The sequence below is a fragment of the Mesorhizobium calcicola genome (assembly GCF_042682105.1).
GTDB lineage: Bacteria > Pseudomonadota > Alphaproteobacteria > Rhizobiales > Rhizobiaceae > Mesorhizobium > Mesorhizobium calcicola.
Genome location: NZ_JBHUGY010000008.1, coordinates 75,195 through 87,913, shown reverse-complemented (window position 1 = coordinate 87,913; position 12,719 = coordinate 75,195). Strand labels below are relative to the sequence as shown.

The window sequence follows — 12,719 nt, the reverse complement described above, 5'->3', positions numbered from 1 at the left end:
CTGCCTCTCCGATCAGGAGACGGCGGCCCGAGGTAAGAATGCTGTTCGAGCTTCCTACTGTGATCAGAGCCTAAATGCCGAAAAGGGCGCCGAGCCTTTCGGTGGCCGGAAGCAAGGGGTCGATCAAGCCAAGATCGTAGATCATCGTCGTTTCGAGATCCCCCTTGTGGTCGACGTAGTGCGATATGGCCTCATGCGATACTCCCTGGCCCGTCAACATCAGAGAGATCGCGATCCGCTTGAGGTCGTAGAGCTGGTGGTCGGGGACGCGGGAACAGGATTTTGATTTTAGGCCAGCGCAGACGTTGGGCCTGCACCACCCCAGCAACCCTGAGATGGATCGGCACCGCACGGTAGGTGTACTCGTAGAGCGAACGGGCAGCTTGATGCCTTTGGCGTTGTGCTTGGGCCAGACAAGCTTCTCCAGATCGAAATGGCCGAATTCCGCCTTGGCCAGGTCGCTGGGGCGGGCATGGTCAGAAACCGGATGCCCATGAAATTGCAGAGCTCCTGCATCTGGTCGTTGGCGGTTAACACCTGCCTCTTGACTGGAGCCATGTTCGGCTTGCAAGCGCCTCTAGGTGATCTATTTCAGGCGGCGCCTCAAACACGGGATAGAAGATGTGGGCCGCAATTTGCCGGATCTGCTCCGTGGAGTAATCCCGGCGGCGGCGCACCCATCTTCCGCGCGCGGATTGGACTCCAGGAGTTGCGCATGTCGACCAGCTGCATTGGAATGGTCCGGTTATAGAGCGCCAAAACGTGCCGCAACGCGCTGTTGAAGACATATGGCGAGGCAATTTGCTTTTGGAATTCCTCAAGAGGACTCGTCAGCTTCTCGAAAGCTGAGCCGAATAGCATGCGAACGCGAAAGGCTAGCCAACCTACCGCTAGCTAACCAACCTACCGCTAGCTAACCAACCTACCGCTATTTGAAGGGGTAATCACGAGTTCGCAAGCTCGATCCATTCGATCCAAATCTCGCGCAAGCCGTGCTAGGGCGATATGTGGACGGGCGACATTCCGGTCATGGCGAGGCCGGCGTAGCGGCAACGCCGCAGATTGCGTTCGCAGCCGGGATCGTGCTCTCGAGTTCGGTGCGCGGCTGTCAGCAAGGTATTACCGTGCGCATTAGCGGAATCGACCCCTGCGTCGGCAAAGTGCCGGAACGCTGCGATACTTAAGGGCACTACAAGTTCCAATTGTTTCTAGAGATATGCAATTGGGCGAATGAGGTATTTCAGATTGGAAAAGGGTCCTTTGGCCGAGCTGTTGGTCGAACAGTTCGAGAATATGCCGCCGCAGCTGCGGGTCGCTGCGCGTTTCGTGCTGGATCATCCCAAGGATGTCGCGCTGATGTCGATGCGCGAGCAGGCGCACCAGGCCGGTGTTTCGCACAGCACGATGATGCGGCTGGCGCGATGGCTTGGCCTTGAAGGCTACGAGGATATGCGCAGCCTTTATGCGCGCGCGCTGCGTGAGACGATCGCGGGGGAGCCGGCGCGACAGGGTATCGAACAGCGTGGCGATCCGGGATATTCGACTGCCGGCGTCGTTGCCGACACGCTTGCGGCCCAGATTTCAAGCCTCGGTGAATACGGCAATGCCACGCAGTTCATCGCCGCCGCCGACCTGCTTGCAAGATCACGCGATCTTTTCGGTCTCGGTTCACGCTCGGCCTATCCGGTCGCGAGCCACTTCGTTCACGTCATGTCGTTTCTGGCTGGCGGTGACCGCAAGGTGACGCTTGTCGGCGAGATGGCTGGACAGGGCCTGGATGCCCTCCAGCACGCGGGACGTGGCGACGTGCTTCTGGCTGTGGGCATGTCGCCTTATGAGCGCACGACCATCGACGTGGCGCGCCAGGCGGCCCGGCAGGGCGTCGGCGTGGTGGCAATCACCGACAGCAGCGTGTCTCCGCTGACGCGAATCGCGCGGGAGACAATCATCGTCACGTCGAATTCGCAGTCGTTTTTCCGAAGCATGGCGCCGGCGTTCGCCGCCGTCGAGCTTCTGGCGGCACTGACGGCCGGGCGGTCCGAAACGGATGCCGCAGAGCGGGTAAAACAATCGGAAGAGCGGCTTGCCGCTTTCGGCATTTATTGGAAGCCTCGCCGATAGCATCTGGATCGAACGGGCATGGCGCCAGCCAGGCTGCCGGCAACAGTGATTTTCCGGAGGTCGTCCAGATGGTTCGTCCGACAACGCCTTCCAAGCTCCTAATCCAGCCGCAAAAGGGTAGACGCCTCGGCAAACGCCGCGCAAATAGCGCGGCTAATCCCGCCTTTCATATTCTGCGCAGATCATGCCGGTGGCAGCTGCGCGCTTCGAAAAAAGTCCAGACAATGAAATTAAGCCGCGAGGGTCCGCTTCGCCGGCGCCGGCTCAGGCATTTCCGGCTGTTTCGGCTTGCGGCCGACCCCCACCGTCTTGGCCAATGCCGAGCATACCGCGGCGTAATTTGGCGCACGGCAGTCTCCTCGGAAGAACACTGCGCCTGGCAATGCTCATGTGAAACCTTAAGAGTGCTCGTCAGCTTCTCGAAAGCTAAGCCGGATAACATCAGAGCGCCAAGGCTAGTCAACCCAACCCCGTTCGGAGGGCAACATGGACCCATTTCGCAATCTCGATCTTCCCTTGGATCCAAATTTCGCAGCGTCCTACGCCATGACGCACCAGGAGCAAGCGTTCCAAGCTGGGCAAGGGGACTTTGAACTGCACCTAAACAAGGCTCCGCAAGCCGGTGCCGTAAATCCCCTCACTATGGAGCGCCATAATCCCTCTGGGGGGCTTAAGCCCTTTGGTCAAACGATTTCTATGCTCGATAGCGATCAGCGGGTCAAATATGCTAAGGAGCTACGTGACCGTGACGGCTATCCCAAAGTCCCACCGTCTTTGGTGAATCCCACATCGCCAGCAACGGATACCAAGCAAAATCTCGCGCCGTGGAGGACGCTGCCACCTGAGGCGTTGCCCAACAAAATGGGGCTCTGCGCCAGCAAGCCACACACATCGGATGCAACTTTTCACAGTTCAAACTCCTCCACCACGAGCGCCAGTACATCTTCTCCGGCGAGGCCGAGCACCTCCGTGTTCGAATACAGGACGGCCGAATTGAGCCAGGCGAATGAAAACGGCATCTGCGTTGGGCTGACTGCGGAGTGGCTACTCAATCGCAACAACAGCGCGTCAGCCCGAATGAATGCGCTAATACCTGGATCGGAAAGGCATGCCTCAGCGGCTGTGCGGCAGCAGCAGTATCAGGACCTCAAGGATGTATTGCGAAGCGAGGGTGCAGGATCTTCTCAGGCCGACCTTCAGGCACAAAACACCGTGTTGCAGGAGGCGGGATTGGCACCATCCGGAAAAGAGAAGAAACACAAATTCGGCGAGCCTTCGAGCTTCTCGCGCATGCTTGACAAAATCACCGAAGACGGATCGACCCATTTGCTGAGCCTGTATTTCGCCCAAGGTGGTGCACACACAATTGCGACCACGGCGTCGAATGGAATGACCACGCTCTTCGATCCTAATTATGGAGAATTTACTGTTGGATCACGCGAGATGGCTTCATTGTTTCAAAGCCTCACCAATCGTTACAGGAACCCAAACGGGCAGCATTTGTCGACAGTCACCACACAAAGGATGTACTGAGTCGGGCCGAACTTTTCGACGGCTGGATATCACCTTCGTCACTGTGCGGAACACGGCCCGATCGCCGCGATGTTCATCCGGCGTCAGCCTGTAATGGGTCGACAGATGGCGCTTTAGCGATTTGAATTTCTTCCCGTTCCTCAAGGGAGAAAATGTAGTCCGGTGTCACCGACTTCCTGATCGGCACAGCAGGCTTGAGGGTAACCGGCTCTTCTGCCGAGAGGCTTGCGGCCGTGCCCCTCAGGGCTGCGTGCACTTAGCCGATCAGGGCAGGGAGATCCCCCACCGGGACCGGATTGGTTGGAGACATACGCTGAGACGACATCGGCGGTGAGCTCGATGAGGTTGTCGATGTTTTTGTCGGCTTGTTCTGTCATGAAACTCTCCGGGCGGCTTAAAGAGCTATGACGGAAGATGGTGTCAGGGGATCGTGCGTCTCGGAGGGATGTGGAACTGAAGAAGCTGCTATCTGTCGTCATGGCATCGATAGTCGCGTTGGGAGAGAAGCTTTAGCCTGCTAAACACTTGAGGAGTAGTCACTTGCGTTTGGGCATTTCATTCACGGCGGGCGAGCCTGCTCAAGGACGAAGCAGGCAGCTCCTCCTTGAAATGTCCACCTACAGCAATCCCACCTGCTCCGCCTCGCGGCGCAGGTTCTGGCGCGGGCGCGGGCCGATCTGCTGGATCACCAATCCGGCCGCCAGTGAGCCAAGGTCACCGCAGATCTTGAGGTCGCGGCCTTGCGTGTAGCCGTGCAGGAAACCGGCGGCATAGAGATCGCCGGCGCCGGTCGTGTCGACCAGTTCCTTGATCGCGGTCGCCTGGATGACCACGGTCTCGTCGCCGCGCACGATGACCGAGCCTTTTTCCGAGCGGGTCACGGCGGCGATCCGGCAATCCTTGCGAATCTGCGCCAGCGCCTCGTCGAACGACGATGTCTGGTAGAGCGACTTGATCTCGTGGCTGTTGGCAAAGACGATGTCGACGGTGCCCGAGCGCATCAGTTCGAGGAACTCGTCGCGGTAGCGGTCGACGCAGAACGAATCCGAGAGTGTCATGGACACTTCGCGGCCTGCCGCGTGCGCCAGCTTCGCCGTCTGCCGGATCGCTTCCTTGGCCCGCGGCGGGTCCCACAGATAACCCTCGAAATAGGTGACCTTGGCGCCGGAAGCCTTGTCCGCCTCGACATCCTCCGGCCCGAGTTCGATGGCGGCGCCGAGATAGGTGTTCATCGAGCGCTCGCCGTCGGGAGTGACGAAGATCATCGAGCGCGCCGTCGGCGGCTCGCCCTTGAGCGGCTTGGTGTCGAAGGCGACGCCCTGCGCGTGGATGTCATGCGCGTAGATTTGGCCCAGCGCATCGTTCGAAACCTTGCCGAAGAAGGCGACGCGGCCACCGAAGCTGGCGACGCCGGCCGCCGTGTTGCCGGCGCTGCCGCCGGACGCTTCGATCGCCGGGCCCATGCGGCTGTAGAGCAGTTCGGCGCGCTGGGTGTCGATGAGGTTCATCGCGCCCTTGATGATGCCGTTGGTCTCGAGGAATTCCTCGTCGCACTGGGCGATGATGTCGACAATGGCATTGCCGATGCAAAGCACGTCATAATCCGGCATCAATGTCTCCGCCAAAAAACCCAGCCGGCTTCTTGCCATGCCGGTCGGGCGCGGGTCTAGCGAGTTGGAATGGGTGCCGCATGCGCTTGATCCAGCGTCGGCCCTCAAGCTGCTGCAGGTCCTGCCTCACGCAGCAAGTCGTCGGCTCTGTCCGTCCTCTCCCAGGTGAACTCGGGCTCTTCACGGCCGAAGTGCCCGTACGTCGCGGTCTTGCGGTATATCGGGCGTAGGAGATCAAGCATCTTGATAATGCCTTTCGGTTGCAGATCGAATAACTCGGGAATAAGGCGCTCGATCCGCTTTTCATCGATCCTTGCGGTCCCGAAGGTGTTGACGTGAATAGACACCGGCGCGGCCACGCCGATGGCGTAGGCAAGCTGCACCTCACACACCTGCGCAAGTCCGCTAGCTACGATATTCTTCGCAACGTACCGCGCCGCATAGGCAGCTGACCGGTCAACCTTGGATGGGTCCTTGCCCGAAAAGGCGCCGCCGCCGTGGCGCCCCATCCCGCCGTAGGAATCGACGATGATCTTGCGTCCGGTGAGCCCGCAGTCGCCGCGCGGCCCACCAATCACGAACCGGCCCGTTGGATTGACCAGGAACCTGAGCCCCGTCGTATCCAGGTGGGGCGGCAAAACCGGCTTTATGATCTCCTCAATGACGCCTTCTCTTACTGTTTCTTGTGAGACCACCTCGTCATGCTGCGTCGACAGGACTATGGTATCCAGCGCCACCGGGCGCAAACCTTCATAGCGCACGGACACTTGAGATTTTACGTCCGGACGCAACCAGCTAAGCTGTCCCGTTTTCCGGACCTCTGCCTGCCTTTTCGTCAAATGGTGAGCGAGTTGGATCGGCAAAGGCATCAATGTATCGGTCTCGTTGCATGCGTACCCGAACATGAGGCCCTGATCCCCCGCCCCCTGCTCGAGATCCTGTCCTCGACCCTTGTCAACGCCCTGGCTAATGTCGGGCGACTGCTCGGTGAGAGCCAGAACGACGGCGCAACGCCGACCATCAAAGCCGATGGCATCGTCGTCGTATCCAATATCGAGTATCGTATCGCGGGCAACTTGGCTGTAATCGATCTGCGCACTGCTGGTGATCTCGCCAGCCAGAACGACCATTCCGGTCTTGACCAATGCTTCACAGGCCACGCGCGCCTTGGGGTCGTTACGCAGGATTGCATCGAGGATGGAATCCGAGATGTTGTCGGCCATCTTATCTGGATGTCCCGCGCCGACGGATTCGGAAGTGAACACGAATTGCCTGGTCATGGAATGCCCTCGCTTCTGGGTGCTGGAGTTGTATGGGAGTGCGCTGGATTCGGCCGTCTTATCGGTCGGTGATACCAGGGACATCGAAGGCAGCGCAGAAGTCGGCAACGTCTTTTCGCACCGAGGCATGAACATCTGGGTCGGCGGGCTCGCGGCAGATCAGGTCGATGAAAGCGGCGATCTGCACCATTTCTCCCTGGCGCATGCCCATGGACGTCACTGCTGGTGTGCCTAAGCGGATACCACTTGTGACCGCCGGGTCTCGCGGGTCGCCCGGCACCATATTGAAGTTCGTAATGATGCCCGCCTTTGCCAGTCGCTCGGCATAGGCTTTGCCTGACAATGGTCGATCCCGAAGATCAAGGATCAGCATGTGATTGTCGGTCCCGCCGGTGACCAGCTCATAACCTCGCTCCAGAAGCGCCTCGGCCAGAGCCTTGGCATTCTTGACGATCTGCTGACCGTAGACACGGAAAGCCGGGTGAGAGGCTTCCTCCAAAGCGACAGCTAGCCCGGCGATGATATTGATATGGGGCCCGCCTTGCAGGAGAGGGAACACCGCGCGATCTATGCGTTTGGCGAGATTGTGTTTGTTCTTCGGATGATGGAGCGCCTGATGGCGGTCTTCATTCCTTGACAAAATGAACCCACCGCGTGGACCGCGTATCGACTTGTGGGACGTGCTGCCGACGACGTCGCAATGGCCGACAGGATTCGGGTGGGCTCCGGCGACAATCAGGCCACTGATGTGTGCGATGTCGGCCGCCAGATAGGAGTTCACCTCCAAAGCGATCTCGGCCATTGCCGCGTAGTCAAAGACACGCGGATAAGCAGTTGCGCCGACCCAAATGAGTTTCGGCCGTTCCCGTTTGGCCGTGTCGCGCAAGCCGTCATAATCAATTTGCTGCGTGTTTTCGTGCAGGCCATAGGGGACGCGTTGATAATCACTGCCGGAGAAGTTGACCGACCAACCATGCGTGAGATGGCCTCCCTCGGGGAGGGGCAAGCCCATGACCTTATCCCCGGGGCTCAAAAGTGCTCGATAGATGGCCTGGTTGGCCGGCGAGCCGGAATAAGGCTGGACGTTAGCGTGCTCACAGCCGAATAGCGCCTTCAGGCGCTCGATAGCGAGGTTCTCCAGCTCATCGACGATCTCGTTTCCCGTGTAATAGCGCGCACCAGGGTACCCTTCAGCGTATTTGTTGGTGAAAATCGAGCCGGTCGCTTCCAGCACCGCCGAGGAGGCAAAGTTCTCCGATGCGATGAGTTTGAGCGTCGTACGCTCCTGCCGCACCTGTTTTTGAAGCAGTTCGTGAACGCGGGAATCAACCGCGGCCAGGGGAGACCGTCCGTAGGTGTCGAGCGGCGCGCTTGCACTGGCGGCGGAATTTTCCATGGCAGTTTCCCGTTCCAATTGGATTGATCCTTCTCACGGCTAGCAGGCGGTCTCCTTGGACCGCGCATCTCGTATCTCTTCGAGGCGTTGCAGGTCTCGTTTATGATAGCCATCGTCGTGGGGCAGGAGATCAATCAACAATTGAACCAGCCCGCCGTCCCTGCCTCCCGCTTTGAGATGGTACGAAGACCCCCGACGTTGTTCGTTGCAGCAAAGAAAGTCAGCCTTGGCGAGCCGCCGGACGTGTCGTCCAACAAGCTCGCGCCGCAACCCCAGAACTTTCGCTAGCTCGCAAACCGTTAGGCTCGCGTGTGCGCAAAGGCCAAGGATTCGAAGTCGATCAAGATGCGCTGCCGTCCTCAGGCGATTGACTAGTGTCATCATTGGTAAGCATCAAGCCACATCAAAAATTGCGGCACTGGTCCTGCTGACTTCGTCATTTGGCGTCTCCGAAGATGCTACAGCTTCCGAACCAATAGCTTCTTGGACCAAGGTGTACACGTTGGGCCGCAACCAAGGTGGGGCTTTTATTGACCTGCCCTTCAAAACCGAGATGCATGCTGTTCGGCCCTCGGAGAGCATGCAGCACCATGATTTGATCCCCACTTCCATCATGCGACATGCGTACCATTCGCGGGGGGGTGGAGTTGCAAAGACTCTACGAATTTCTTTGAAGGATTTGTTGCAACGACTGCTGCCATACGTTCGTAGGCCTGAGGATCTGGTCGAGTTCGCGCAGGCCGAAGCGCACGGCTATAGTCGCGGCGCGCGCGTGGCCGGCTCATGCAGACGGATCAATATTGCGGATGGTTTGCGTCCTGCGTCCCGCCACCGTGATCCGGCATGCTCGACCCTTCGCTCGGCACCAAGGCCGGCTACGAGAGCCGGCACCGCTATTTCGGAAACATCCAGTCACGTTTGCGAAGTGGCTGTTGGAATTGGTGATGCTTTGACGCATTGTCGCCGGAATTTAGCCGCGCCGCCGCCTCAATCTCCAACGAGACAGTCGGCGTTGCCTGAGACGGTTCGGTCCGGCACCGGCTTGTAAACCCCCAGCCCTCCAACTACGGGTCAGCGTCGGATCGAACCAACTCGGTTTCCCTGGAAATCGGGTGCGACGATCCCAAGACCTGAATGGCCGGCATCAGAAGCACGCTGAGGCCGGTTTTTTATTGGCTAATGCATATCCGCCAAAGACCGCAGTGGTTTTGGGACGACGACCATAAAGCAATAGTTTGGGTCGCGCGGGCCTGAACCGCAGGGGCGTTTTAGGCGGTGCCGGGCAAGAAAAGGTACCAGCAAGAGAAGGCGAACTCGCAACCGAGCGAGAGCTGCTCCCCTTGTCGCCTTTCGCGTTCAGACCTGTGAATCCTGCGCAGTACTCGCAAGCTCTGCTGATCCTGCCGGGCAGGGATGCTCGGACGCAGGATGCACCGCCCATAGGGCCAATCAATGTCGCCATCATTGGCTCTTGGAGTCGTCAGCTTCTCGAAAGTTAGACCTCCTAATAGGAGCCTTGGGCAACAATTGGAGGAAGGAAAGCATGTCAGATTTTGGCTTTCGTGGTTTGGTCTGACGGGCTCGATCCTGGCATGTTTCCAGAAGATCTGCGACGCCAGATCGCGTCGACGTGCGGCATGAGGCGATCGCTGCGAGTCCTGGCCGCTACTGCTAAGGTGAGCTTGGCCAGGATGTAGGCCGCGCCGTCCGGCCCCGGGCTGACCGCGACGGTCGACGGCCATGCTGCTGGTCTTCACACCTCATGCCACGTTTCATCTGGGCGATCGCACTTATACGCCGAAGTTCTGAAACACCACGGCTGACCGAGATCAGCCCCAACACCATCGGAGATGGAATATGACGGGCATTGGCCGACCCGGAAGATCGCGCATGGGCAATGCTGGAACCGACAGCACATGGGCATCGAGCAGTTCACGCTCGCAATCAAATCTTGCCCCTGGGGAAGGTAGCCAATCGTTCGATTCCGTCGTAGAGCAAATGCGCTCTGGACCTCAAGATAGCGGCACATCCTTCGCTCGCGTTCCGCCCGGTGCCGATGATGTCCTTGGCGATGGGCCTTCCGGTCCCTCCGTTGGCGCGCATCGAAGCCCACGTACAGCCACTACGAGGCGGGCTGTCACTGCGCGCCGCCGCGGTTATCCTTCAATGTCCGAGGCTGGAGCCAGCCAGCCGCCAACCTGGGATGTGGCAGTCCCCATTTCCTTGAGAGGCGAAGAAATCAACGCGGCAAAGCAACGAGTGGACGGCCTGCAGGAGGAACTGGAGGCATGCCGCAATGCGGCCATGAAGGCCCGGAACCTGGAGGAGGCGCAAGAGCTGATCGATCGGGTGGTCAATGCAGGCTCAGCAGTTCTGGACTACTACGCGAGCCTGCCACAGGCTGTGGCGTGGAGCATTCTGTCCGACGATGAAGCGCGTCAAGTCCGCTCCACTGTGCTCGATGCGGCGGACCAATGCGACCAACTGGGCAGACCGACTATCTACGCCTTGGAACAGAGCAAGGAGCGTACGACCGCCCTGCTCAGGGGGCTCCAAGCCAGCGCTACCGGCGACCAGCTGAGCCGATCGGTTTCCAGTCTAGCGCAGCCCCATGTGCTCAGCATGGAGTGGTGGGAAAAGAAGACATGGCGCTGCGAACGGATGCGGTCCGTCTGCGCGGCCACTGTCAACTTACCAAGTGCAACTACCGAGATCCGACAGGTCGAAGAGGCCGCCCTGCGGCTGCACACCGGCTGGCTAGTGAATAACAAGGTCACGCTGGTGCAATCGCGGATCTCTCTCGCGCAGGTCAAGATTGAGCCGCTGGCGAGCACGTTCGAACCAGCCGTGAGGGACATCCTCATGGATGAGAAGGGACGGGTGCGTCTGCTGGGAACCTTCGTCGGTGACGTTTTTCCGGCATTCCTCTCTACGTCCGACGCTGTTCTGAAGAGCAATGGGCGCCCACTCGACGCAGAGCACTGTGCCGTTCTGGAAGGCGTCATGGAGCGGCTTTCGGAATTTGCATTGGCGTTGCAAGACGACATCGTTGCCAAGCTAAGCGATGGCCGAACAGGTGCCGACCTCCCATTGCAACTGTTGGGCCAGATCGTGGACGACGCTTGGATCACTGCGCACGAGGTTATGCACTTGCTGGCACTGCAGCCGAATACCTCAGCCGTCACTACACCGTGGGCTGACGCCGGCGCTGCGATACCGGCCGACGGCAAGGCTGCAGTGGCCGAAGGCTCTGCATCGCGCAGGAAGGGGAAAGGCAAGAGCAAGCAGGCCGCTGGCGCCGGCAGCTCGGCTACCGGGCGGCCGCAAGTCGCTGCCGGCGGCAGCGTCACGGCGCCAGCAACCAAGGTTCTCGTGCGCTCGGATCTAGGTACGAAGAAGCTCGTGAGCGCAAAGGAGGCGCATGCAAGTGCGTCGTCGGCGGCTGCACATTTGGCGATCTGGCAGACCCCGGCGTCGAGGGCGGCCCTGACGGGACGACTCACGCGGTTGGACGAACTTTTGCAGTTCGATCTGGCTAGTCAGCAACGGACCGTCTCGCGAGCGCGCCAGATGAAACCCGAGGACTCCGACCACGCCGTGGACACCGTGGTCGAGCGCCTGCAGACGCAGGCCACCGAGATGCAGGCCTGTCTGGCTGCGTTGGAGGAACCTCGTCGACGCGGCCTATTCACGCCTGCGCAAGTGGTCGAAGTGCACGACAAAACAGTCCAGCTCAAGGGGATGTTGTCCGAAGCGCGGGGACTGGCCAAGGCTTTGACCGAGGAAAAGGCCTCTACTTCGATCGAATGCATGAAGACCTACGCCTTTCCGTCACAAAAGTACCTTGAACACTTGCGGGAGGCCAACGAGTTGACGCCTGCCGATCGACCACGCGCGTTGAGGGACGAGCCAGGGACACTGTTCGAGATCAGGCTGCAGCCCAAGGCGCTGCGCAATGGTGCAATGCCGAGGCCGATGTGGGTGCACATCCATACACAGCAACCGGTATTTGCAGGGCAGTTGGCGATGCTGGATGACGCCGACTTCGCCGCTTGCCACGTCAAGTCCAATGAACAGCGCGGCCACAATCGGCAGTGGCAGGACGCCCGGGCTGCGATCGGTCACGAGAACGTCGTGATCCACCGCGGCAAGCTCACCCCTGCGTTCTGTAAGTCCTTGTTGACCACAGTGCCTGGCGGCCAGCCACGCCACCCGCTTGCCGAGGCGGAGCACCGGTCGGTGCGGGGTGCTCGACGCTGGATATAGGTGGGGACCTCTCGCGGTGCCACCGGGATCGAGCTCGATCCGGTGATCGCACGCGTCGTCCGGCTGCGGCAGCCGCGCGCATCCTCACCGGCGACTTCGCCCGCACCAAGCTGCCGGCGAGTTTCGATCCCCATTGGTCCGCCCTTATACGATCGCGCGGTACGATGCGAGCGCGCCTATCGCTCGATGGGTTTGCGTCTTCATGACTACTGCATCGCGCTCGATCGATCTCTTGAAGCCGGGCGGGTTCGCAGTGTTCATGACGTATTCGACATCATGGACAAGATCGATAGCCGAGCGCGAGAGCGTATTGCGAGGTCGACCAATCTCGTCGTTGCCGTTCGACTGCCCGAAGATAGTTTCCGAGGCTGATGCCGGCATCGAGCCGGCAGCATTCCCGATAAGCGCGCCAGCATCAATCCGCAAGCTGTTCCGCTCCGCGATGCGCTGCGCGAGATGCTGAAGGCCCAGGAATTGGATGAGAACGTGCAGATCAAACAGCGCGTCGCCGCG

8 protein-coding genes and 2 pseudogenes are annotated in these 12,719 nt (G+C 59.8%); 4 read left to right on the top strand and 6 right to left on the bottom strand.

Annotated features, from left to right (window positions below):
* Positions 1-70: 70 nt before the first annotated feature.
* On the bottom strand, positions 71-571 hold the full coding sequence (locus ACFSQT_RS03945; RefSeq protein ID WP_379017094.1) for a hypothetical protein: 501 nt from the start codon (positions 569-571) through the stop codon (positions 71-73).
* 689 nt (positions 572-1,260) lie between these two features.
* Between ACFSQT_RS03945 and ACFSQT_RS03940 the strand changes: the two genes are divergently transcribed.
* Positions 1,261-2,121, top strand: coding sequence for a MurR/RpiR family transcriptional regulator (locus ACFSQT_RS03940; RefSeq protein WP_379017093.1), 861 nt, complete (start codon positions 1,261-1,263; stop codon positions 2,119-2,121).
* Between the two features lie 486 nt (positions 2,122-2,607).
* A complete protein-coding gene (locus ACFSQT_RS03935; protein ID WP_245331118.1) occupies positions 2,608-3,654 on the top strand; it encodes a YopT-type cysteine protease domain-containing protein in 1,047 nt (348 codons plus the stop codon).
* Positions 3,655-3,720: 66 nt separating this feature from the next.
* On the opposite strand, the pseudogene ACFSQT_RS03930 reads toward ACFSQT_RS03935, so the two are convergent.
* The 5 genes and pseudogenes from ACFSQT_RS03930 to ACFSQT_RS03910 form a co-directional block, all read right to left on the bottom strand.
* Positions 3,721-4,031 (bottom strand): annotated as a pseudogene (locus ACFSQT_RS03930) (Ros/MucR family transcriptional regulator); the annotation flags it as partial.
* A 240-nt stretch (positions 4,032-4,271) separates the two neighbouring features.
* Complete coding sequence (locus tag ACFSQT_RS03925; RefSeq protein WP_379017091.1) at positions 4,272-5,264, bottom strand: adenosine kinase; 993 nt, start codon at positions 5,262-5,264, stop codon at positions 4,272-4,274.
* Between the two features lie 104 nt (positions 5,265-5,368).
* On the bottom strand, positions 5,369-6,544 hold the full coding sequence (gene metK / locus ACFSQT_RS03920; RefSeq protein WP_095085167.1) for a methionine adenosyltransferase: 1,176 nt from the start codon (positions 6,542-6,544) through the stop codon (positions 5,369-5,371).
* A gap of 58 nt (positions 6,545-6,602) precedes the next feature.
* Complete coding sequence (locus tag ACFSQT_RS03915; RefSeq protein ID WP_378924340.1) at positions 6,603-7,940, bottom strand: serine hydroxymethyltransferase; 1,338 nt, start codon at positions 7,938-7,940, stop codon at positions 6,603-6,605.
* A 39-nt stretch (positions 7,941-7,979) separates the two neighbouring features.
* Positions 7,980-8,321, bottom strand: coding sequence for an ArsR family transcriptional regulator (locus ACFSQT_RS03910; protein WP_378924345.1), 342 nt, complete (start codon positions 8,319-8,321; stop codon positions 7,980-7,982).
* Between the two features lie 1,476 nt (positions 8,322-9,797).
* Here ACFSQT_RS03910 and ACFSQT_RS03905 point away from each other — a divergent pair.
* Both ACFSQT_RS03905 and ACFSQT_RS03900 read left to right on the top strand, forming a co-directional pair.
* Positions 9,798-12,206 carry a hypothetical protein gene (locus ACFSQT_RS03905; RefSeq protein WP_379017089.1) on the top strand — a complete coding sequence of 803 codons (2,409 nt, stop codon included), beginning with the start codon at positions 9,798-9,800 and terminating at the stop codon, positions 12,204-12,206.
* Between the two features lie 21 nt (positions 12,207-12,227).
* Positions 12,228-12,572 (top strand): annotated as a pseudogene (locus ACFSQT_RS03900) (class I SAM-dependent methyltransferase); the annotation flags it as partial.
* Between the last annotated feature and the right edge of the window lie 147 nt (positions 12,573-12,719).